A 19859-nucleotide genomic window follows, 5' to 3' on the forward strand; every position below is an offset into this window, starting at 1 on the left:
GGCGTATGCAGGGCCTTTGTAGGAGCGGCCTTGCGTCGCGATGGGCCGCAAAGCGGCCCCAAAATCTCACAGGCCAACCATCAAGCTCTGCAACACCACCTTCCTTTCAGCGATCGGCAGCCCGCCCAGCTGCTCGACCCGCTCATAAAACCGCCCCCAATCCCCACCAACCTCACGAAACACCGCCGCAAACGCCGGCACCCATTGGTCATACAACCCAAACGGCAACAACTTGGCATTGCTCATCGGCCCATACACCCAGGCGTCATAACGCTTGTCCCCGCCCCACTGGCCATCACGCAGCTGCCGGTACTCCCGCCTCAGCCGCTCAAACTCCGCCTGTTTGGCCAACCGCTTATGCGCATCATCCAATGGCCCGGCATACATCGCCTGCAACCGCTCACGGCTGGCCAGCACCAAGCGGATGAACTGGTCACGCTGCTGCCCCTGCTCCCCGCCAACTTCCGCAAGCCCACGCGCCACGCGCCATTGCCGCGTGCCTTCCTGCTCGACGAAGGAAGCAAACGACTCGTTGAACTCGGTATCGTCCTGCACATAAAAGCGCTGGTGGGCCAGCTCATGGAAGATCAGCGTGGCCAGGCGCTCGTCGCCCCAACCCACCATCGACGAGAGAATCGGATCGTCGAACCAGCCCAGCGTCGAATAGGCTTCCACGCCGCCCACGTACACATCCAGGCCTTGCTGGCGCATCAACGCCGCCGCGCCGCGCGCCGCGCCTTGCTGGTAATAGCCCCGGTAAGCCACGCACCCGGCAATCGGAAAGCAGTGCGTCACCGGCTGCAACGACAGTTCGGGCGTGGCAAACACATTCCACACTACATAGGGCCGACCAAGGTCGGCGTACACCCGATAGCTGCGGTTATCCGGCAGTTTCAGCTGCTGACTGGCAAACACCCGTGCCTGCTCGGCATGTTCCAGGCGCGTGCGTAACTGCGGGGAGGTGGCCGGATCGGCCACAACCTTCCCCACCGGCTGCCGCGCACGCAACAGCTGCCACTGGCCTTCGGCCAACTGACCGTAGTAGCCAGCGCTGCTGCAACCGTTCAGCAGGATCACCGCCAGCAGCGGAACCAAACGGGTGAAAATGCGGTCGAGTGGCTCAGGGCCTGAGCGCTGAATAAGAAAAAGTCGAAGCATCCGGGACTGTCTGACTCGCTCAAGGCCGATTCATTCCAAGACTATCTCGCCAAGGGGGAGTTTCGCCATGCGTGCATTGCTGGTCGCCGGCTCGGTGCTGCTGATATCTGCCTGTTCCACGCTGCCAAATCCGGACCCGAACCAGGCCTGGATCGACCTCACACCCTACGACAATACCTCGCTGGACGCCGTGCAGGTCGATGAACGCGACTGGCTCGACAGCCGTTATTTCGAAGTACAGCCCGGCAGCCATGAGCTGACCGTGCGCTACCAGTTCCCGGTTACCCCCAGCAATATCGGCCCGGTCAACGAGCCGATGTGGCGCGATTGCCAGGTCAAGCTGACCTTCAAGGACTTCGGGGCAGGGCAGCGTTACCAGTTGCAGGCCGGCAGCATCGGCTTCCGCCCGTGGATCAAACTTTATGACCACCAGCAAAAGCTGGTCAGCCAGGGCCTTCCAGCAGGCTGCCAACGCACCTGACCGCGCAAACGGCGCTATGCTTGTAACTTGTGAATCGCAAGTGGGAGTTTTGCCATGCGCCAGCCCATGATGCTGATCGCTCTCAGTGCACTGGGGGCTTGCGCCAGCCCCTTGCCGCCCGTCGACCCCAAGCAGGCCTGGGTCGACCTCTACACCATGACCCCCGGCAGGGTCATCATGGCCGACCGCCTCGACGGCAAACGCCTTGAAGACGGCCGTTACTTCCAGGTGACGCCCGGCAAACACGAACTGGTGGTGCGCTTCGATTATGAGATTTACGGGGGCGGCCTCATGACCCAGCCCAGGGATCGTACCTGCTACCTGACAGTGCGCTTTGATAACTTCAAGGCCGGCGAGCGCTATCGCCTGGAGGCACGGGCGCCGGTGATGGAGCCGCAGGTGCTGCTATATGACGCCAGCCGCACGGTGGTGGTGAACGAGCCTAGCGAAGTGTTCTGCATTCCGTGACTCTGGGGCTGCTGCGAATGGGCCGCAAAGCGGCCCCAAAATCTCAAATCTTACCGATCATTCTTCTGGTAAATGATCTTCTTGGTCCCACCATCGCAGCTCCCGACCACCATGCTCTGGTCCTTGACCTCGCTGTTGGGCACGATCTCCAGGGTGTAGGACGATACCCCCTGGGCCTGGATCTTGACCTCGATCTCGGCTTTAAGCTCCTCGCACGGCTTGACCGCCGCCAACGCAGACGTGGCGACCAGGGAAGCCAACACGGCGATTGCTACGCGAATCATGGAACGGCTCCTCAAAGGGCAATGTGCTGCCGACGCTGTTAAGACTACAGCAAACTGCCACTGTTGCACCGTTCAACCCACTAACGCTGCGTCCAGGCTGATCTTCGCGTTCAGCACCTTGGACACCGGGCAGCCTTCCTTCGCCTTGTTGGCGATCTCCAGGAACTGCGCCTCGCTTGCCCCGGGCACCTTGGCCCTGAGCACCAGGTGCACGGCAGTAATGGCAAAGCCATCCGCCTGCTTGTCGAGGGTCACCTCGGCAGCCGTGTCGATCCGCTCCGCGGTCAGCCCCGCTTCACCCAGCATCATCGACAGCGCCATCGAGAAGCAGCCGGCATGCGCTGCGCCGATCAGCTCTTCCGGGTTGGTGCCTGGTGAGCCCTCGAAACGAGTGTTGAAGCCGTAAGGGTTCTGCTTGAGCGCGCCACTTTCCGTCGAAAGCAGGCCTTGGCCATCCTTCAGGCCACCTTGCCAGATTGCCGATGCTGTCTTTTTCATGATGCCTCCTGGTCGCTGGGTTACATGCTTATGGGTTGAGAGGCCAGTCAACTACCCCAAGTTCAGACCAATTGCCCGGCAAGCATTGAATCCGTCGAATGTGCCCATACAGAGTTGAAAAGGCCGTTGGCCAACCACCTTTGCGGAGGCCCCATGACGCAGCTGCGTGACCTGAAGATATCCACCCTCGACCTGGTGCCGGTACGCGCCGAAACCGGCCCGGCGCAGTCGCTGCGCAACTCGCTGGACCTGGCGCAGCACGTCGAGCGCTTTGGCTACAACCGTTTCTGGGTGGCCGAGCACCACAACATGGACGGTATCGCCAGCTCGGCCACAGCGGTGCTGATCGGCTACCTGGCCGGTGGTACCTCAAGCATTCGCGTGGGCTCTGGCGGGGTCATGCTGCCCAACCATGCACCGCTGGTGGTTGCCGAGCAGTTCGGCACACTGGCCAGCCTGTACCCGGGGCGCATCGACCTGGGCCTGGGCCGCGCACCAGGCTCCGACCAGATGACGGCCTATGCCCTGCGCCGCGACCGCGCTGGCGGCCCGGACGACTTCCCGGACGATGTCGAGGAGCTGTCGCGCTACCTCGGCCCGCGCACCGATGATCAAAAAGTAATCGCCGTACCCGGGCACGACACCGACGTGCCAATGTGGCTGCTTGGTTCCAGCCTGTTCAGTGCCCAGCTGGCCGGCATGCGCGGCATGCCCTACGCCTTTGCCTCGCATTTCGCGCCGCGCTACATGCACGAGGCGATCCGCGTGTACCGCAACCACTTCAAGCCTTCGACCACACTGGACAAGCCCTATGTGATGCTGGGCATCCCCATGGTGGTGGCGGAAACCGACGAAAAGGCCGAGTACCTGGCAACCTCGGTGTACCAGCGCATTCTTGCGCTGATTCGCGGGCAGAGCCTGATGCAGAAGCCGCCGGTGGAGAGCATGGATGGGCTGTGGTTGCCCCATGAGCGGGATGCGGTGGGCAGCTTCCTGGGCCTGGCGATGATCGGCAGCCCGCAGAAGGTACGGGCCAAGGTGGAGGTGCTGCTGGAACAGACTGGGGCGGATGAGCTGATCTTTACCTGTGACTTGTATGAGCATGCGGACCGGGTGCGGTCCTATGAATTGATGGCGCAGGCCCTGAAGACCGCGTGACCTTCTTCGCGGGTGAACCCGCTCCTACAGGGATAACACTGGGCCTGAGACCGGCACCGTACCTGCGGGAGCGGGTTTACCCGCGAAGAAGCCAACGCGTTAACCGCGGCGGTACACAATCTCCTTGCTACCGGCCTCGCAGCTACCAATCACCTTGCCCGCCGGGTCGCCTTTTTTGACGATCTCCAGCTTGTAGCCGGTAACGCCCTTGGCATCCAGCTTGGCCGCAATCTCCGCCTTCAGCTCCTCGCACGGCTTGCCTGCTGCCAGCGCACCGCCGGCCAGGGTCATCAGGCCCAGCGCCAGAATCAGTTTGTTCATCACTCGCTTTCCTTGTGCAGATGAAATCAGAAAGGGCGCCCGCCAAGGCGCCCCCTTCTTTAAATACTCCATCACGCCGGGATCATCTAGCCCGACGATGTATCAGCTATTGGCGATACGGAAGCCAACCTTCAGCGTGACCTGGAAGTGCGCCGCCTTGTTGTCACGGATATGGCCACGGGTATCGACCACTTCGAACCATTCCAGGTGCTTGATGCTCTTGCCGGCTTCGGCCAGGGCATTGTTGATCGCATCTTCGATGCTGGTGGGCGAAGACCCCACCAGTTCGATCTTCTTGTAAGTGTGATGATCGGTCATGAGCGCTCTCCTTGGATGACGGTGAAATTGAGCCTAGCAGCGCAGGCCGGGTTTACCTGCGAGGCGTCATCAATGGCAAAAGTTCGATCGCACTTTCACGAAAGCCAAAGGTCGCACTTCTTACAGTCCATACTGCAAAGGAGAGTCAACATGCACCGCAACTCGCTGCGTAAAACGTCCCTGGAGAGCATGGAAGCGGAGATCGAAAGCCTGCTGAAAAGCCTGGAGCACCTGAAGCACGATGCCTCCGAGGAAACCCAGAAGTCAGTGAAGGCGATGCGCAGCAACGCCGAAAGCGCCCTTCGTCATTCGCGCAGCTTGCTGAGCGATGCCTACGACGAGGTGAAGCAACGCACCCGCCAGACCGGCATCGCCACCCGTGACTACGCCCAGGAGCACCCGTACACCACCGCCGGCGTGGCCATTGGCGCGCTGGGCCTGCTGGCGGCGTATCTGCTGTGCAAGCGTAACTAGGCGCTCTGCCGCGCCAGTTCGGCCCGTAACCACTGCGCCAACTGCTCGGCGCGCCCGTCTGCGGCGCGCCGGGGTACCCACAAGGCCAGCGCCGCAGGGGTTGGTGAAAAGCCCCACGGCGCACTCAAACGGCCGGCCCGCAGGTCATCGGCGACCAACGGCTGCGGCGCAATTGCTACGCCCAAACCCGCTACGGCTGCTTCCAGCAAGTAATACAGGTGTTCGAAAGCCTGCCCATAGTGGACGGCCGCCGGGTCCAACCCTTGCTCCAGCGCCCAGGTCGGCCAGGCCTGCGGGCGCGATGTGGTATGCAGCAGGGCCTCGTCCAGCAAGGCCTTGGCAGGCGCCTTCTGCAAGCGCTCGAAGCCGGCAAAATGCGGGCTTAGCACCGGCCCGATACGTTCTTCGGCCAGCACATGCACCTGCATGTCCGTAGGCCAAGGCGGCTCGGCGTACACCAGCAGCGCATCCAACCCAGGCCGCCGCGGGTCAAGGTCGCCTTCACCCGCCGAAAGGTGCAGGCGCAGTTCGGGCAAATCCGCCTGCAACCGCCCCAACCGCGGGATGAACCAGCGCGCCAGCAGGCTGCCCGAGCAGCCCAGCACGAACGGCGCCTCGCTGACATCGCGGCTCAACTCGGCACACACGCTGCGCAAGCGGTCGAAGGCCTCGCCACTGGCATCGCGCAGGCGCACGCCAGCATCTGTGAGTTTGATGCCACGCCCATCCTTGACGAACAGGGCAACGCCCAGGTGTTCTTCAAGCACCTTGATCTGCCGGCTGACGGCACCATGGGTGACGTGCAGCGCCTCGGCCGCCTGGCTGACGCTGTTGAGCCTGGCGGTGGCCTCGAAGGCGCGCAGGGCATTCAGGGGAGGGAGGTCGTGGGCCATGTTACCTGTGAGTTTTTCTGACAAGTTTGCGCAATCTTATCGGTTTTCAGCCGGGCTTGCCGTGGTTAGAGTAAAGCCCATCACTCATTCATTACGCCCTGGAGCGCCCCATGACCCAGTCCCAATACCGCCCCGGCCCCGACGCCAACGGCCTGTTCGGCTCGTTCGGCGGCCGCTACGTGGCCGAAACCCTGATGCCACTGGTGCTGGACCTGGCCCGCGAGTACGAAGCGGCCAAGGCCGACCCCAAGTTCCTCGAAGAGCTGGCCTACTTCCAGCGCGACTACATCGGCCGCCCCAACCCGCTGTACTTCGCCGAACGCCTGACCGAGCACTGCGGCGGCGCCAAGATCTTCTTCAAGCGTGAAGAGCTCAACCACACCGGCGCGCACAAGGTGAACAACTGCATCGGCCAGGTGCTGCTGGCCAAGCGCATGGGCAAGAAGCGCCTGATTGCCGAAACCGGCGCTGGCATGCACGGCGTGGCCACCGCCACCGTCGCCGCGCGCTTCGGCCTGCCTTGTGTGATCTACATGGGTGCCACCGACATCGAGCGCCAACAGGCCAACGTGTTCCGCATGAAGCTGCTGGGCGCCGAGATCGTGCCGGTTACCGCCGGCACCGGCACCCTGAAAGACGCCATGAACGAAGCCCTGCGCGACTGGGTCACCAACGTCGAAGACACCTTCTACCTGATCGGCACCGTGGCTGGCCCACACCCCTACCCAGCCATGGTTCGAGACTTCCAGTCCATCATCGGCAAGGAAACCCGTGCCCAGCTGCAAGAAAAGGAAGGCCGCCTGCCAGACAGCCTGGTCGCCTGCGTCGGCGGTGGCTCCAACGCCATGGGCCTGTTCCATGAGTTCCTCGAAGAGCCAAGCGTGCAAATCATCGGCGTCGAAGCCGGTGGCCACGGCGTGCATACCGACAAGCACGCCGCCAGCCTGAACGGCGGCGTACCGGGCGTGCTGCACGGCAACCGCACCTACCTGCTGCAGGACGAAGACGGCCAGATCACCGACGCCCACTCGATTTCCGCCGGCCTGGACTACCCGGGCATCGGCCCGGAGCACGCCTACCTGCACGAAGTGAAGCGCGTGGAATACGTCAGCATCACCGACGACGAGGCGCTGGACGCGTTCCATGCCTGCTGCCGCCTGGAAGGCATCATCCCGGCCCTGGAAAGCTCCCACGCCCTGGCCGAAGCGATCAAGCGCGCACCGAAGCTGCCCAAGGACCACCTGATGGTGATCTGCCTGTCGGGCCGCGGTGACAAAGACATGCAAACCGTCATGAGCCACATGGCCGCCCAGGAGAAACAGGCATGAGCCGTCTTGAACAACGTTTCGCCGAGCTGAAAGCCGAAGGCCGCTCGGCACTGGTCACCTTCGTCACCGCAGGCGACCCGGGCTACGACGCCTCGCTGCAGATCCTCAAGGGCCTGCCGGCCGCTGGCGCCGACGTGATCGAACTGGGCATGCCGTTCACCGACCCGATGGCCGATGGCGTGGCGATCCAGCTGGCCACCCTGCGCGCCCTGGAGGCTGGCCAGACCTTGCCCAAGACCCTGCAGATGGTTCGCGAATTCCGTGTGGATAACCAGACTACGCCGATCGTGCTGATGGGCTACTACAACCCGATCCACCGCTTTGGCGTGGAACAGTTCGTGGCCGAAGCCAAGCAAGCCGGTGTCGATGGCCTGATCATCGTCGACCTGCCACCAGAGCACGACGCCGAACTGGCCACCCCCGCCCAGGCTGCGGGTATCGACTTCATCCGCCTGACCACCCCGACCACCGACGACGCGCGCCTGCCGCGCGTACTGGAGCGCAGCTCCGGGTTCGTCTACTACGTGTCGGTGGCCGGCGTGACCGGTGCCGGCTCGGCGACCACCGAACACGTGACCGAAGCCATTGCCCGCCTGCGTCGGCATACCGCTTTGCCGATCAGCGTTGGTTTCGGCATTCGTACGCCAGAACAGGCGGCGAATATCGCCCGCCTGGCGGATGGTGTGGTGGTGGGGTCGGCGCTGGTCGACAAGATTGCCCAGGCCAAGACTGGCGAGCAGGCGGTGAGCGACGTGCTGAGCCTGTGCTCGGCGCTGGCTGAAGGGGTGCGTGGCGCTCGTCGCTGAACCGCGCCGCCTGATTCGCGGGTAAACCCGCTCCTACAAGTCCCTGTAGGAGCGGGTTCACCCGCGAAGAGGCCAGCCCAGGCTACCTCGATCTACCCACCAAAAATCGACAGATCCAAGGGCCGCACAGCCCCCATCCAGATCGCATGATCGCGGTGGTCCGCCAATTCATCCCCAGTCAGCGGGTGCATGAACACCACCAACCCCTTCCGATACAGCGCCAACCAAGGCAACACCACGCCAACAAATTCGGGCTCAAAAGCCAGCTGGCAGCTCCAGTCCGGGTGTGGCCCCACCGGTTTCTGGTGCATGCGCCCCATGGTCACGGGAAACAGCCGCGCCGCTTCTTCGCACAGTTCACGGGCCTGCTCCATGGTCGTTGCGTCGTAATACACGTGGGCGTGATAACCCTTGATCCTCTGCACGATAACTCCTGATTGCGGTCCAATTATCACCACCTGCAAAGGGAGTGATGCAGTGAAAAACGCCGAAACCCCAGTGTTCAAACTGGTCCTGTTCGGGCCTGAAAGCAGCCTGGGCAGTGCCCTGATGGTCGAGCTGCTGTCGCGCCAGCACGAAGTCACCGCCGTGGTCGACGACCTCAACCGCCATGCCCCGCGCCCGGGCCTGCACTTCAAGATAGGCGGCCTGGGTGATGCCCACCAGGCGGAGCAGGGCGCGGCAGGCGGCTCGGCGGTGATTGCCCTGCTGCCTGCGCTGGCGCCGGGTGACCTGCCGGGGCAGGCACGCTTGAGCGAGGCGCTGCTGGCGGGGCTTAAGCGTACGACTATACGCCGGCTGTTGCTGGTGGGCGATTTCGCAGTGCTGGATGAGCCGGGCAAGTACAGCGAAATAGAGCGGGAATGTGTGGATCAGGTGGTCGATGGGCTGCAGCGCAGTGCGTTGCACTGGACACTGATCAATGCGCCGCAGGAACTGGGTGGGTTGGGCATGGAGCATTTTCGCAGTACCGAGGGCACGCTGGAGCCGGGGCTGGCAGAGCCGCTGCAGCGGCTAGCCAGGGTCGCAGCAGGGATGGTGGATATGCTGGAGCTGGATTTGCACCGGGGCGAGCACCTGAACTTCGTGGTCTAGATTGCCGGGGCTGCTGCGCAGCCCATCGCCTGTAGGAGCGGGTTTACCCGCGAAGCATGCAACTCGGTGTGTGGCACCGGCTACGCCGGTGTTCGCGGGTAAACCCGCTCCTACAGCGATCGCGCCGCAAAGCGGCACCGGGATGTCACAGGCTGCGCTCATGTTCCAACCAATCCACAAACCGCTCGATCAACGCCCCACGCCGCTTACGCGGCGGCAACACCGCGTAATACCCGCGCGCCGAACGCAAACTCCCTTCCAACGGCCGGCACAACAACCCTTGCTCCACCAGCCCATCCACCAAGTGCCCCCAGCCAATCGCCACGCCTTGCCCAGCAATCGCCGCCTGGATCAGCAACGTATAGTTATCAAACCGCAACTGCCCAGCCGGCGGCGGGCTGGCCACACCAAACCCGCGAAACACCCCCGCCCAGTCAAACCAGCGGCTGGCCTGCTCGCCCTTCAAATGCAACAGTGGCAAACGTTGCAAAGCCACGGCTGACAAGGGTTTGCCATGAATCAGCCGGGGGCTGCAGACCGGGAAAACCTCCTCATCGAACAGCCAGCGGCTCTCACCCTGGTGAAAGCGCCCATCGCCAAATAGCACTGCCACATCAATGTCCGGGCGCAACATGCCCTGGCTGCGCTCACCGGTCACCAGGCTCACGTCCACTTGTGGATAAGCTTCGTGAAAGCGCTGTAGCCGTGGCATCAACCAGAACGCCGCAAAGGCGAAGTCGGTGGCCACCTGCAACACCTCTCGCTGGCCGCGCCCGCTGGCCTGGGCAATACCATCATCCATGGCTTGCAAGCCTTGGTGCACCTGTTCGAATAGCACCTGGCCCGCCTCGGTCAGCTCGATACCCCGGTAGATGCGGTCGAACAGGCGCGTGCCCAACTGCGCCTCCAGCCGTTTCACCTGCTGGCTCACCGCCGGCTGCGTGGTACCCAGCTCCAGTGCTGCAGCCGTAAAGCCACGCAGCCGCGCTGCGGCCTCGAACACACGCAATGTATCCAGCGACAACTCGGCCAGGTGGTCAAACATAAGCGCAGCTAATCCCAGTCATTGCCCGCCATGGGCTTTACCCATGTTATCCATAGTCGCATCTTGGTAGGCAAGCGGTTCGCATAACCCTCAACAATGGAGCCACCATGACGCGTCCGAATATCCTGTTCATCATGGCCGACCAGATGGCGGCGCCATTGCTGCCGATCTACGGACCTTCGCCGATCCAGATGCCGCACCTGAGCCGCCTGGCCGAACAGGCCGTGGTGTTCGACTCGGCCTACTGCAACAGCCCGCTGTGTGCACCGTCGCGCTTCACGTTGGTCAGCGGCCAGTTGCCCAGCCGCATCGGTGCCTACGACAACGCCGCCGATTTCCCCGCCGACGTGCCGACCTACGCTCACTACCTGCGCCGCCTGGGCTACCGCACCGCACTGTCGGGCAAGATGCACTTCTGCGGCCCGGACCAGTTGCACGGCTACGAAGAACGCCTGACCAGCGACATCTACCCGGCCGACTACGGCTGGGCGGTGAACTGGGATGAACCGGATGTGCGCCCAAGCTGGTACCACAACATGTCTTCGGTACTGCAGGCCGGCCCGTGCGTGCGCACCAACCAGCTGGATTTCGATGAGGAGGTGGTGTTCAAGGCGCGCCAGTACCTGTACGACCATGTGCGCGAAAACGATGGCCGGCCGTTCTGCCTGACGGTGTCGATGACCCACCCGCACGACCCGTACACGATTCCCAAGCGCTACTGGGATCGCTATGAAGGTGTGGATATCCCCATGCCCCGTGCCGAGTTCAGCCAGGCAGAACTCGACCCCCACTCGCAGCGCCTGCTGAAGGTCTACGACCTGTGGAACAAGCCGCTGCCTGTGGACAAGATTCGCGACGCCCGCCGCGCCTACTTCGGTGCCTGCAGCTATATCGACGACAACATCGGCCAGCTGCTGCAGACCCTGGAGGAGTGCAACCTGGCCGACGACACCCTGATCGTGTTCTCCGGCGACCACGGCGACATGCTTGGCGAGCGTGGCCTCTGGTACAAGATGCACTGGTTCGAGATGTCCGCGCGGGTGCCGTTGATCATCCATGCGCCTAAGCACTTTGCTGCGGGCCGGGTCAGCGCCTCGGTGTCTACCTGCGACCTGCTGCCAACCCTGGTCGAACTGGCCGGCGGCGCTGTGGATAAAGCCCTGCACCTGGATGGCCGCTCGCTGCTCGGCCACCTGCAAGGGCAGGGCGGCCACGACGAGGTAATCGGCGAGTACATGGCCGAAGGCACCGTCGGCCCATTGATGATGATCCGCCGCGGGCCGTACAAATTCGTGTACAGCGAAGACGACCCTTGCCTACTCTATGACCTGAGCCGCGACCCGCACGAGCGGGAGAACCTCGCCGGCAGCCCGGAGCACCAGGCGCTGCTGCAGGCATTTGTCGATGAAGCACGGCAGCGGTGGGATATCCCCAGCCTGCGCCAGCAGGTACTGGCCAGCCAGCGGCGCCGCCGCCTGGTGGCCGAGGCGCTGGCCATCGGCAAGCTGAAAAGCTGGGACCACCAACCGCTGGTGGACGCCAGCCAACAGTACATGCGCAACCACATCGATCTCGACGACCTCGAGCGCAAGGCACGTTACCCACAGCCCGCCCCCATGGATTGAGAAGAGAGGCCGCCATGCACCAGTTCTCCGCCGCTGTGTTCGCCCTGGCCCTGAGCCTGGGCACCGCCACGGCCCACGCCGCCGACAGCGACGCGCAATGCAGCACCGTGAAAATGGCCGACCCCGGCTGGAGCGACATCGCCACGACCAACGCCGTAGCCCGCCTGCTGCTGGAAAGCCTGGGTTACCAGGTGAAGATCGACAGCCTGGCCGTGCCGATCATCTACGGCGGCCTCAAGGATGGCCAGGTCGATGCCTTCCTCGGCAACTGGATGCCGGCGCAGCAGGGCTTTCATGACAAGTTCATCGCCAATGGTGACGTGCAGCAGTTGTCGCGCAACCTGGAGGGAACCGAATTTACCCTGGCAGTGCCCGACTATGTGTGGAATGCCGGGGTGAAGGACTTCGCCGACCTGCAGAAACACGCCGACCAGTTCAACAACAAGCTGTACGGGATTGGCTCCGGCGCACCGGCCAACCTGTCGCTGAAGCAAATCATCGACAAGAATGAATTCAACCTCGGCCAGTGGAAGCTGGTGGAGTCCAGCGAGCAGGCGATGCTGGCCCAGGTCGACCGGGCGGTGAAGAAGCAGCAGTTCATCACCTTCCTCGGCTGGACCCCGCACCCGATGAACGTGAAATTGAAGATGCATTACCTGACGGGTGGGGAGAAGTGGTTTGGTAGCAAGGGCGAGGTGTACACCCTGACCCGCAAGGGTTATCCACAAGCCTGCCCGAATGCGGCGAAGCTGCTGGGTAACCTGAAGTTCACATTGGACATGGAAAACACCATCATGGCCGAGGTTGTGGACAAGAAGATCGGCTTCGATGAAGCGGCCAAAGGTTGGGTGAAAGCGCATCCAGAGTTGCTGGAGGGGTGGTTGGCTGGGGTGACTACCAAGGCCGATGGCAATGCCCTGGAGGCCGTCAAAGCCAAGCTGTAGTCTCAGACTCGACCCGCCCCTTGTAGGAGCGGGTTCACCCGCGAATGCTGCTTTGAATGTACCGACGCATTCGCGGGTAAACCCGCTCCTACATCAGGACAGTGAACCTTCACAAACGTGGATGACTCATGCATCGCCTCACTCACCTGCTGCCCTTCCTCTCCTGGCTCCCCCGCCAATCGGGCTGCAGCCTGCGCCAGGATCTGCTGGTGGGCCTGAGCGGTGCCATCCTCGCCCTGCCGCAATCCATCGCCTACGCCCTGATCGCCGGCCTGCCCGCCGAATACGGCCTGTTCGCAGCCATCGTGCCGGTACTGATCGCCTGCCTGTGGGGCTCGTCCTGGCACCTGATCTGCGGCCCGACCGCCGCCATATCCATCGTGTTGTACGCCAGCATCAGCCCACTGGCCGTGGCTGGCAGCGCCGACTACATCACCCTGGTGCTGCTGCTGACCTTCCTCGGCGGCATCTTCCAGTTGCTGCTGGGGCTTTTGCGCTTCGGCGCGCTGGTCAATTTCGTCTCGCATTCCGTGGTGCTCGGCTTCACCCTCGGCGCCGCCATCGTCATCGCCCTGGGCCAACTGCCCAACCTGCTGGGCATGGACCTGCCCAGCCAGGCCACGGCGCTGAAGACCGTACAGGACCTGGCCAACCATGCCGGGGAGGTCGACGTGCCTTCCTTGATGCTGGGTTTGGCTACCGTGCTGATCGGCGTGGCCTTCAAACTATGGCGCTCACGTTGGCCGAGCCTGTTGATAAGTCTGATCCTGGTCAGCCTGCTGGCCTGGCTATTGCCCGGCTACTTCGGCCATGTACCACGGGTGGCGGCGTTCACCGGGCAACTCCCACCCTTCAGCCCGCTGCCGTTGCTGGACGTGGAACTCATGCTGCGCTTGCTGCCCAGCGCCGTGGCGGTGGGCATGCTGGGGCTGGTCACCAGCCTGTCGATTGCCCGCTCGTTGTCGGCACGCTCGGAACAGTTGATCGACCCTGACCAGGAAATACGCGCACAGGGCCTGTCGAATATTGCCGGCGCATTTTTCTCCGGTTACCTGTCTGCCGGTTCCTTCACCCGCTCGGGCCTGAGCTATGAGGCGGGCGCCCGCTCACCCATGGCTGGGGTGTTTTCAGCGCTGTGGGTGGCATTGTTCGCCGTTACCGGCGCCGGGTTGATCGCGCACCTGCCGATCCCGGCCATGGCTGGCAGCATCCTGTTGATCTGCTGGGGGTTGGTGGACCACCGGGGGATTCGTGCACTGTTCCGGGTCAGCCGCTCCGAGTTCCTGGTGATGGCGCTGACGGCGGCGGCGACCTTGTTGCTGGAGCTGCAGACGGCGATCTATGCCGGGGTACTGGCGTCGCTGTTCTTCTATCTCAAGCGCACGTCGCGGCCACGGGTACAGCAAAGCCGTGAAGGGGAGGCGGATGTGCTGAGGGTGGGTGGGTCGATCTTCTTTGGTGCAGCGCATTACCTGCAGGTGCGCTTGCAGCGCTGCCAAGGGCCGCATGTGGTGATCGATGCGCGGCAGGTGAATTTTATCGATTACTCGGGTGTGGATATGTTGCACCGCGAGGCGCGGCGGTTGCGGCGGATGGGCGGGAGTCTGACCTTGCATCGGGCCAGGCCGCAGGTGATCGAAGAGTTGCAGAAGCTGGAAGGGGTGGAGTTGTGTCCGATCCGCTTTGAGGAGTGAGCTTGAGATCCTGGGGCTGCTGCGCAGCCCATCGCAGCGGTTCGTCGCCACGACAAGCCAGCTCCTACAGGGACAGCGCCGACCTCAGGCCTTGTGATATCCCTGTGGGAGCTGGCTTGCCTGCAATGGGCCGCAAAGCGGCCCCCAGCAATCTCAGCCCCGAGCGAGCTGCCGGCGCAACTCAGCCAAAACCGGTGCAGTATCCGGCCGCACTCCACGCCAGATAAAGAACGCCTCAGCCGCCTGCTCAGCCAGCATCCCCAGCCCATCCAGCACTTTGGCCGCGCCCAGCTTCTCGGCCCACTGGCAAAACGGCGTCGGCTCCTTGCCATACATCATGTCGTAGCAAACCGTGCGCCCCGCCTCGACCAGGCTGTCGGCAATCGGCGGCAGTTCACCCGCCAGACTCGCCGAAGTGGCGTTGATGATCACATCCACCGGCTCCTGCAACCAGGCAAACCCACTGGCCACCACCGGCCCCAGCTCATCGAACTCGCGCGCCAGCTGCTCGGCCTTTTCCACGGTACGGTTGGCAATTACCAGCGATTGCGGCTTGTGCGCCAGAATCGGCTCCAGCACGCCCCGCACCGCACCACCAGCACCGAGGATGAGAATGCGCTTGCCAGCCAGCTCGACCCCGGCATTCACCGTCAGGTCACGCACCAGGCCAGCGCCATCGGTGTTGTCACCCTGCAAGGTGCCGTCGGCCAGCTTGCTCAGCGTGTTCACCGCGCCAGCGCGTTGGGCCCGCGGTGTCAGGCTGTCGCACAGGCGGTAGGCCTCTTCCTTGAACGGTACCGTGACATTGCCGCCGCTGCCTTGCTTGAAGAAACCGCGCGCGCAATCGCTGAATTCGTCCAGCGGCGCCAACAGGGTGGCATATTCCAGGTCCTGGCCGGTCTGTTCGGCGAACAGGCGGTGGATCAGCGGCGACTTGCTGTGGCCGATCGGGTTACCAAAAACGACGTACTGGTCCATGACGGCTCCTTGGTTGTGCACAGGCTTACTGGCCGAGCCAGTCGCGGTCTTGCAGGAAGTACTCAGTCAGGCGCGCTTCTTCACTGCCGGGCGCGGCCTTCCAGTCGTAGCCCCAGCGCACCTGCGGCGGCAGCGACATGAGGATCGATTCGGTGCGGCCACCGGACTGCAAACCGAACAGCGTGCCACGGTCGTAGACCAGGTTGAACTCCACGTAGCGGCCACGGCGGTATTCCTGGAACTCGCGTTGCTCCGCGGTATAGGGCGTGTCTTTGCGGCGCTGGATGATCGGCAGGTAGGCGTCGACATAGGCATCGCCGATGGCGCGGATGAAGGCGAAGCAGGTGTCGAAGTCCCACTCGTTCAGGTCATCGAAGAACAGGCCGCCGATGCCGCGTGGCTCGCCACGGTGCTTGAGGTGGAAGTAGCGGTCGCACCAGGCTTTGTAGCGTGGGTAAACGTCGGCGCCGAACGGTGCGCAGGCCTGTTCGGCCACGCGGTGCCAGTGGATGCAGTCTTCTTCATTGCCGTAATACGGGGTCAGGTCGAAGCCGCCACCGAACCACCAGACCGCCTCTTCACCTTCCTTCTCGGCGATGAAGAAGCGCACGTTGGCGTGGGAAGTGGGCACATGCGGGTTGTGCGGGTGGATCACCAGCGACACGCCCAACGCCTCGAAACCACGGCCCGCCAGTTCAGGGCGGTGGGCACTGGCCGACGGTGGCAGGCCGGCGCCGAACACGTGGGAGAAGTTGACCCCGCCTTTCTCGATCACCTTGCCGTCGCCGATCACCCGCGTGCGGCCCCCGCCACCAGCTTCGCGCACCCAGGCGTCCTCGACGAAGCGGGCGCCGCCGTCTTCAGCTTCGAGGGCAGAGCAGATGCGGTCTTGCAGGTCGAGCAGGTAGGCTTTCACGGCCTCGGTGCGGCTAGTCATCGGGTCACCAGGAACGGGCAGGGAAGAATTCGCCGCGTAGCATACCACCGCCAGCGCACGCGCCGCAGTTGACGGCGATCAAGCAAAGGCGTCCGATAGAAAGCCTTTCCCGATCCCGACTACAGGAGTGCGAGATGGCCAAGCGTATCCAGTTCAGCCAGCATGGCGGCCCGGAAGTGCTGCAGTTTGTGGAATTCGAACCCGCCCCGCCCGGGCCACAGCAGGTGCGTGTGTGTAACCATGCGATCGGCCTGAATTTCATCGATACCTACTTCCGCAGCGGGCTGTATGCGCCGCCGTCCCTGCCTTCGGGCCTGGGTACTGAAGCAGCGGGCGTGGTCGAGGCGGTGGGCGAGGGCGTGACCCGGCTGAAGGTCGGCGACCGCGTAGCCCATGCCGGCGGCCCTCTGGGCGCGTACAGCGAGGTGCATACGCTGCCGGAGGCCAACCTGGTCAAGCTGCCGGACAACATCAGCTTCGAGCAGGCGGCGGCGGTGATGCTCAAGGGTTTGACCGTGCAGTACCTGCTGAAGCAGACCTATGAGGTGAAGGCGGGTGACGTGATCCTGTTCCATGCCGCAGCGGGTGGCGTGGGTTCGCTGGCGTGCCAGTGGGCCAAGGCGCTGGGGGCCAAGTTGATCGGCACCGTCAGCTCCGCCGAGAAGGCCGAGCGGGCCAAGGCGTTGGGCGCGTGGGCGACCATCGACTACAGCCATGAAGACGTGGCCAAGCGGGTGCTGGAGCTGACCGATGGCAAGAAATGCCCGGTGGTGTATGACGGCGTGGGCGCCGATACATGGCTGACTTCGCTGGACTGCCTGCAGCCGCGTGGGTTGATGGTGAGTTTCGGCAATGCCTCGGGCGCGGTGAGCGGGGTGAACCTGGGGATTCTGGCGCAGAAGGGTTCGCTGTATGTGACCCGGCCGACGCTGGCGACCTATGCCAATAATGCCGAGAACACCCAGGCCATGGCCGATGACCTGTTTGCGATGATTGGCAGTGGCAAGTTGGTTGTGGATATCCAGCAAAGGTATCCGCTGAGTGAGGCGGCCAAGGCGCAGGCGGAGCTGTCGGCGCGTCGGACTGTAGGCTCGACTGTACTTATCCCCTGAGCCACAGGTATTGCGAAACGATGGGCTAACGTCTGTTCCTGTGGGAGCGGGTTTACCCGCGAAAAAGCCATCGCAGTGTATGGCACCGGCTTCACCGGTGTTCGCGGGTGAACCCGCTCCCACAAGTGCTGTTTCGGCCTTGAGTACGGTGTTATCCGATTGGGATTGGGTTTGCCAGCAAAGGCGGGGCATGATCAATCGTCGTAGTGATATCGGCACTGCAAGATTGTCATCTGCCCACCTTCGAAGAGGTAGACCAGTCGATGTTCGCGAGTAATACGACGAGACCAGAATCCTGAAAGGTCGCCCTTGAGTGGCTCAGGCTTGCCGGTGCCTTTGAAAGGAGTACGCAGGCACTCCTTGATCAGGGCGTTGATCGTCGTAAACACATCAGTGTCAGCATCTTTCCAATGGCAGTAGTCTTCCCAACCTTCTGAAGTAAACGCAACGCTTACAGAATTGCGAGCTTCAGTCTTGTTGCGTTGTTTTGACTTCATGTTCATCTATGGGCAGCTCATGAGTAGCAGCTTTACCCGACCGCAGCTGATCAATGGATGCGCGCAAGCGCTTGGCATTGGCTGAAGAACCCAGCAGGTACATGGTCTCTTGCATGCCGTTGTAGTCCTCAAGCGAGATCATGACCACCGGCTCACCGCGCTGGCGCGTAATGATCGCGGGTTCGTGATCCCGACATACATCATCCATCGTCTGCTTCAGGTCGGCGCGAGCCTGGCTAAAAGTCAGTACATGCATTGCTTCAAATCCTTTCCAGGCAAGCCTGGCTCGGGTTTTTCTCGGCCCGGGCAACAATGCTGAACGGGCAATAGGCTTGGTGGTTTCTGCTAATGAATCTGACAGGCACCAGCTGAATCATTGTACAAGCCTAGGTACAAACCTCAACATCCCATGGTCGGGAACCTTGGGAATGCAAAGCATAAATTGGAAGTCTTCTGATGGGCAGGTGATCGCGTTCGACAGAACGCGTAGGAAATGGTGCTCGCATTGATTTTTGTGGTGTTGCATAAATCGAGCGCCGCGCGGGCGGCGCTCGATTTCACAGGGGCTGAAACCCTCGAGGCAGGCGCCTGTCAGCCTTCACACCCTGTTTGCGGTGGAGGGGTCGACTCAATCCCATCGAGAATCGCCTCAATCACACCCTCCGCCATTTCAATCGCATGCAGGTTCGACCAGAACATGCCGCGACCTTCTTCGCGCATGTAGTCCAAGGCTTTGTAGCCGGCCTCGTAGGCGCTGCGCAGGTACAGGGCTACGTGGACCAGAGCGTCCTCGGCGGAAATGTTCGGGTTGACGGTGAAGAGTGGGTCATGGCCGGCGTCGCAGCGGCCAAAGGGGCGGGTGGAGGTGCTGGGTAGGGGTGGATCGGGGACTATCTTTTTCATTGGAAACTCTCGCTTAAATGCCCCACCTATTCGTTACCACGCGATTAGGTGGCAGCTGTACACGGGGTGGTAAACCGGAGAGAGTTCCCAAAACCCGGCAGGCACAAAGCCTCCCGCGTACAGCCGCCATAGACTGCCAGAAACTCTCCCTGGTTCGGGTTACCACACCCGATCGCCAAGTTATTCGGCGACGGTTTAAGCCTAAGGGCAGTGGTTCCCACTGAGAAGGTGATGGCAGGGGACGCGGCTCGTAGGATATTTCCCAAGCTGCAAGCTGGACAGCCATTTTGGCAAAATCAGAAAATCCTGACTCCACAGCCCAATCAAAAGCATTGCAGCACTTTGCCGTCTACTTGCCCCATAAATTTTCGGAGGGTAGGGTGATTTGCAGGGTGGTACTGGTGCGCCGGGCAAGTTTCAAGTTATCCGGGCGAGTACCATCTTGCCATTGGGCCGCTTACGCGGCCTTTGTTTTTGGCGCGAATCGTGTTGGTGCTGCAAGCTCGCCGACACAGATTCAGCGCCTATGAGATCGAGCGCCGCCCGCGCGGCGCTTCGCGGGGCAAGCCCGCTCTCACATTTGTTTCGGGCCAATGATGTCTGTGCCATTGGCGCGCGAGCCCTTGTCTGTTCCATTCAATATCGAAGGTTGCGCCGCTGCTTTTCGTCATTCTCCAGCCATGCACTCAGGGTACGCGCGCCTAAGGCTCAGGAGAGACTGGCCCGAAAGAAATGTGGGAGCGGGCTTGCCCTAATGCCAGTCAGTTAAGCTCCCCAGGTTTCTTTTTCGGATATTTGGCAGGCTTGGGTTTGACGACCCTCGGATAACTGCGCTGCCGCCT

At 62.5% G+C, this 19859-nt stretch carries 24 protein-coding genes; 11 read left to right on the plus strand and 13 right to left on the minus strand.

Going from position 1 to position 19859, the window contains the following annotated elements; genetic code table 11:
* Positions 1-66: 66 nt before the first annotated feature.
* The gene (locus tag ACIP1G_RS21280) at positions 67-1140 is read right to left on the minus strand and encodes an aminopeptidase (protein ID WP_400740552.1); all 1074 of its coding nucleotides are present in this window, start codon (positions 1138-1140) and stop codon (positions 67-69) included.
* Between the two features lie 85 nt (positions 1141-1225).
* Between ACIP1G_RS21280 and ACIP1G_RS21285 the strand changes: the two genes are divergently transcribed.
* Both ACIP1G_RS21285 and ACIP1G_RS21290 read left to right on the plus strand, forming a co-directional pair.
* Positions 1226-1639 carry a hypothetical protein gene (locus tag ACIP1G_RS21285; RefSeq protein ID WP_400740517.1) on the plus strand — a complete coding sequence of 138 codons (414 nt, stop codon included), beginning with the start codon at positions 1226-1228 and terminating at the stop codon, positions 1637-1639.
* A gap of 54 nt (positions 1640-1693) precedes the next feature.
* Entirely contained in the window at positions 1694-2107 is a 414-nt protein-coding gene (locus ACIP1G_RS21290) for a hypothetical protein (protein WP_400740519.1), read from the plus strand.
* 50 nt (positions 2108-2157) lie between these two features.
* Here the strand turns inward: ACIP1G_RS21290 and ACIP1G_RS21295 are convergent, their stop codons facing one another.
* Both ACIP1G_RS21295 and ACIP1G_RS21300 read right to left on the minus strand, forming a co-directional pair.
* A complete protein-coding gene (locus ACIP1G_RS21295) occupies positions 2158-2391 on the minus strand; it encodes a DUF1161 domain-containing protein (protein WP_400740521.1) in 234 nt (77 codons plus the stop codon).
* A 72-nt stretch (positions 2392-2463) separates the two neighbouring features.
* Positions 2464-2889: an OsmC family protein gene (locus ACIP1G_RS21300; RefSeq protein WP_400740523.1), complete on the minus strand. Its 426-nt coding sequence runs from the start codon at positions 2887-2889 to the stop codon at positions 2464-2466.
* A gap of 153 nt (positions 2890-3042) precedes the next feature.
* Here ACIP1G_RS21300 and ACIP1G_RS21305 point away from each other — a divergent pair, with 153 nt between their 5' ends.
* Positions 3043-4047 carry an LLM class flavin-dependent oxidoreductase gene (locus tag ACIP1G_RS21305; RefSeq protein WP_400740525.1) on the plus strand — a complete coding sequence of 335 codons (1005 nt, stop codon included), beginning with the start codon at positions 3043-3045 and terminating at the stop codon, positions 4045-4047.
* Between the two features lie 99 nt (positions 4048-4146).
* Here ACIP1G_RS21305 and ACIP1G_RS21310 read toward each other — a convergent pair whose 3' ends face one another.
* On the minus strand, positions 4147-4368 hold the full coding sequence (locus ACIP1G_RS21310) for a DUF1161 domain-containing protein (protein ID WP_400740527.1): 222 nt from the start codon (positions 4366-4368) through the stop codon (positions 4147-4149).
* A gap of 102 nt (positions 4369-4470) precedes the next feature.
* Positions 4471-4686 carry a dodecin gene (locus tag ACIP1G_RS21315; protein ID WP_012269893.1) on the minus strand — a complete coding sequence of 72 codons (216 nt, stop codon included), beginning with the start codon at positions 4684-4686 and terminating at the stop codon, positions 4471-4473.
* 150 nt (positions 4687-4836) lie between these two features.
* Between ACIP1G_RS21315 and ACIP1G_RS21320 the strand changes: the two genes are divergently transcribed.
* The gene (locus ACIP1G_RS21320) at positions 4837-5160 is read left to right on the plus strand and encodes a YqjD family protein (RefSeq protein WP_400740528.1); all 324 of its coding nucleotides are present in this window, start codon (positions 4837-4839) and stop codon (positions 5158-5160) included.
* Here the strand turns inward: ACIP1G_RS21320 and ACIP1G_RS21325 are convergent.
* Positions 5157-6053 (minus strand): LysR family transcriptional regulator, encoded by an 897-nt coding sequence (locus ACIP1G_RS21325; protein ID WP_400740530.1) that lies wholly within the window; start codon positions 6051-6053, stop codon positions 5157-5159. The genes ACIP1G_RS21320 and ACIP1G_RS21325 overlap by 4 nt on opposite strands.
* 110 nt (positions 6054-6163) lie before the next feature.
* Here ACIP1G_RS21325 and trpB point away from each other — a divergent pair, with 110 nt between their 5' ends.
* Together trpB and trpA are read left to right on the plus strand one after the other, a co-directional pair.
* The gene (gene trpB / locus ACIP1G_RS21330) at positions 6164-7381 is read left to right on the plus strand and encodes a tryptophan synthase subunit beta (protein WP_133969820.1); all 1218 of its coding nucleotides are present in this window, start codon (positions 6164-6166) and stop codon (positions 7379-7381) included.
* Entirely contained in the window at positions 7378-8187 is an 810-nt protein-coding gene (gene trpA / locus ACIP1G_RS21335) for a tryptophan synthase subunit alpha (RefSeq protein ID WP_400740532.1), read from the plus strand. The genes trpB and trpA overlap by 4 nt, the downstream gene beginning before the upstream one ends.
* Positions 8188-8279: 92 nt before the next feature.
* Here the strand turns inward: trpA and ACIP1G_RS21340 are convergent, their stop codons facing one another.
* On the minus strand, positions 8280-8612 hold the full coding sequence (locus ACIP1G_RS21340) for a DOPA 4,5-dioxygenase family protein (protein ID WP_400740534.1): 333 nt from the start codon (positions 8610-8612) through the stop codon (positions 8280-8282).
* Between the two features lie 52 nt (positions 8613-8664).
* On the opposite strand from ACIP1G_RS21340, the gene ACIP1G_RS21345 reads away from it, so the two are divergent.
* Positions 8665-9282 (plus strand): NAD(P)-dependent oxidoreductase, encoded by a 618-nt coding sequence (locus tag ACIP1G_RS21345; protein ID WP_400740536.1) that lies wholly within the window; start codon positions 8665-8667, stop codon positions 9280-9282.
* A gap of 145 nt (positions 9283-9427) precedes the next feature.
* Here the strand turns inward: ACIP1G_RS21345 and ACIP1G_RS21350 are convergent, their stop codons facing one another.
* Positions 9428-10327: a choline sulfate utilization transcriptional regulator gene (locus ACIP1G_RS21350; RefSeq protein ID WP_400740538.1), complete on the minus strand. Its 900-nt coding sequence runs from the start codon at positions 10325-10327 to the stop codon at positions 9428-9430.
* Between the two features lie 107 nt (positions 10328-10434).
* On the opposite strand from ACIP1G_RS21350, the gene betC reads away from it, so the two are divergent.
* The 3 genes from betC to ACIP1G_RS21365 all read left to right on the plus strand — a co-directional run bounded on the left by betC (position 10435) and on the right by ACIP1G_RS21365 (position 14590).
* A complete protein-coding gene (gene betC, locus ACIP1G_RS21355) occupies positions 10435-11952 on the plus strand; it encodes a choline-sulfatase (protein ID WP_400740540.1) in 1518 nt (505 codons plus the stop codon).
* Between the two features lie 14 nt (positions 11953-11966).
* Positions 11967-12896, plus strand: coding sequence for a choline ABC transporter substrate-binding protein (choX, locus tag ACIP1G_RS21360; protein ID WP_400740541.1), 930 nt, complete (start codon positions 11967-11969; stop codon positions 12894-12896).
* 128 nt (positions 12897-13024) lie between these two features.
* Positions 13025-14590, plus strand: a complete 1566-nt coding sequence (locus ACIP1G_RS21365; RefSeq protein ID WP_400740543.1) for a SulP family inorganic anion transporter — start codon at positions 13025-13027, stop codon at positions 14588-14590.
* A 153-nt stretch (positions 14591-14743) separates the two neighbouring features.
* Here the strand turns inward: ACIP1G_RS21365 and aroE are convergent, their stop codons facing one another.
* Positions 14744-15568, minus strand: coding sequence for a shikimate dehydrogenase (aroE, locus tag ACIP1G_RS21370; RefSeq protein ID WP_346642576.1), 825 nt, complete (start codon positions 15566-15568; stop codon positions 14744-14746).
* Between the two features lie 25 nt (positions 15569-15593).
* Positions 15594-16505: an oxygen-dependent coproporphyrinogen oxidase gene (hemF, locus tag ACIP1G_RS21375; protein ID WP_400740545.1), complete on the minus strand. Its 912-nt coding sequence runs from the start codon at positions 16503-16505 to the stop codon at positions 15594-15596.
* Between the two features lie 134 nt (positions 16506-16639).
* On the opposite strand from hemF, the gene ACIP1G_RS21380 reads away from it, so the two are divergent.
* Entirely contained in the window at positions 16640-17617 is a 978-nt protein-coding gene (locus tag ACIP1G_RS21380; protein ID WP_400740546.1) for an NADPH:quinone reductase, read from the plus strand.
* A 194-nt stretch (positions 17618-17811) separates the two neighbouring features.
* Here ACIP1G_RS21380 and ACIP1G_RS21385 read toward each other — a convergent pair whose 3' ends face one another.
* From ACIP1G_RS21385 to ACIP1G_RS21395, 3 genes are all read right to left on the minus strand, one after another.
* Positions 17812-18120, minus strand: coding sequence for a Txe/YoeB family addiction module toxin (locus ACIP1G_RS21385; protein ID WP_400740548.1), 309 nt, complete (start codon positions 18118-18120; stop codon positions 17812-17814).
* Positions 18086-18370: a type II toxin-antitoxin system Phd/YefM family antitoxin gene (locus ACIP1G_RS21390; protein ID WP_172286922.1), complete on the minus strand. Its 285-nt coding sequence runs from the start codon at positions 18368-18370 to the stop codon at positions 18086-18088. Before ACIP1G_RS21390 ends, ACIP1G_RS21385 begins: the two co-directional genes overlap by 35 nt.
* 335 nt (positions 18371-18705) lie before the next feature.
* Positions 18706-19017 carry a hypothetical protein gene (locus tag ACIP1G_RS21395; RefSeq protein ID WP_400740550.1) on the minus strand — a complete coding sequence of 104 codons (312 nt, stop codon included), beginning with the start codon at positions 19015-19017 and terminating at the stop codon, positions 18706-18708.
* Between the last annotated feature and the right edge of the window lie 842 nt (positions 19018-19859).

The organism is Pseudomonas sp. NPDC089392, from assembly GCF_044749595.1.
Classification (GTDB): Bacteria; Pseudomonadota; Gammaproteobacteria; order Pseudomonadales; family Pseudomonadaceae; genus Aquipseudomonas.

Bases quoted from the DNA above. Each gene is read 5' to 3' on its own strand.
- ACIP1G_RS21325 (WP_400740530.1), bottom strand. From the start codon at position 6,053: ATGGCCCACGACCTCCCTCCCCTGAATGCCCTGCGCGCCTTCGAGGCC.
- ACIP1G_RS21310 (WP_400740527.1), bottom strand. From the start codon at position 4,368: ATGAACAAACTGATTCTGGCGCTGGGCCTGATGACCCTGGCCGGCGGT.
- ACIP1G_RS21320 (WP_400740528.1), top strand. From the start codon at position 4,837: ATGCACCGCAACTCGCTGCGTAAAACGTCCCTGGAGAGCATGGAAGCG.
- ACIP1G_RS21385 (WP_400740548.1), bottom strand. From the start codon at position 18,120: ATGAACATGAAGTCAAAACAACGCAACAAGACTGAAGCTCGCAATTCT.
- ACIP1G_RS21315 (WP_012269893.1), bottom strand. From the start codon at position 4,686: ATGACCGATCATCACACTTACAAGAAGATCGAACTGGTGGGGTCTTCG.
- ACIP1G_RS21300 (WP_400740523.1), bottom strand. From the start codon at position 2,889: ATGAAAAAGACAGCATCGGCAATCTGGCAAGGTGGCCTGAAGGATGGC.
- ACIP1G_RS21285 (WP_400740517.1), top strand. From the start codon at position 1,226: ATGCGTGCATTGCTGGTCGCCGGCTCGGTGCTGCTGATATCTGCCTGT.
- trpA (WP_400740532.1), top strand. From the start codon at position 7,378: ATGAGCCGTCTTGAACAACGTTTCGCCGAGCTGAAAGCCGAAGGCCGC.
- ACIP1G_RS21295 (WP_400740521.1), bottom strand. From the start codon at position 2,391: ATGATTCGCGTAGCAATCGCCGTGTTGGCTTCCCTGGTCGCCACGTCT.
- aroE (WP_346642576.1), bottom strand. From the start codon at position 15,568: ATGGACCAGTACGTCGTTTTTGGTAACCCGATCGGCCACAGCAAGTCG.
- choX (WP_400740541.1), top strand. From the start codon at position 11,967: ATGCACCAGTTCTCCGCCGCTGTGTTCGCCCTGGCCCTGAGCCTGGGC.
- hemF (WP_400740545.1), bottom strand. From the start codon at position 16,505: ATGACTAGCCGCACCGAGGCCGTGAAAGCCTACCTGCTCGACCTGCAA.
- ACIP1G_RS21390 (WP_172286922.1), bottom strand. From the start codon at position 18,370: ATGCATGTACTGACTTTTAGCCAGGCTCGCGCCGACCTGAAGCAGACG.
- trpB (WP_133969820.1), top strand. From the start codon at position 6,164: ATGACCCAGTCCCAATACCGCCCCGGCCCCGACGCCAACGGCCTGTTC.
- ACIP1G_RS21395 (WP_400740550.1), bottom strand. From the start codon at position 19,017: ATGAAAAAGATAGTCCCCGATCCACCCCTACCCAGCACCTCCACCCGC.
- betC (WP_400740540.1), top strand. From the start codon at position 10,435: ATGACGCGTCCGAATATCCTGTTCATCATGGCCGACCAGATGGCGGCG.
- ACIP1G_RS21290 (WP_400740519.1), top strand. From the start codon at position 1,694: ATGCGCCAGCCCATGATGCTGATCGCTCTCAGTGCACTGGGGGCTTGC.
- ACIP1G_RS21380 (WP_400740546.1), top strand. From the start codon at position 16,640: ATGGCCAAGCGTATCCAGTTCAGCCAGCATGGCGGCCCGGAAGTGCTG.
- ACIP1G_RS21350 (WP_400740538.1), bottom strand. From the start codon at position 10,327: ATGTTTGACCACCTGGCCGAGTTGTCGCTGGATACATTGCGTGTGTTC.
- ACIP1G_RS21365 (WP_400740543.1), top strand. From the start codon at position 13,025: ATGCATCGCCTCACTCACCTGCTGCCCTTCCTCTCCTGGCTCCCCCGC.
- ACIP1G_RS21305 (WP_400740525.1), top strand. From the start codon at position 3,043: ATGACGCAGCTGCGTGACCTGAAGATATCCACCCTCGACCTGGTGCCG.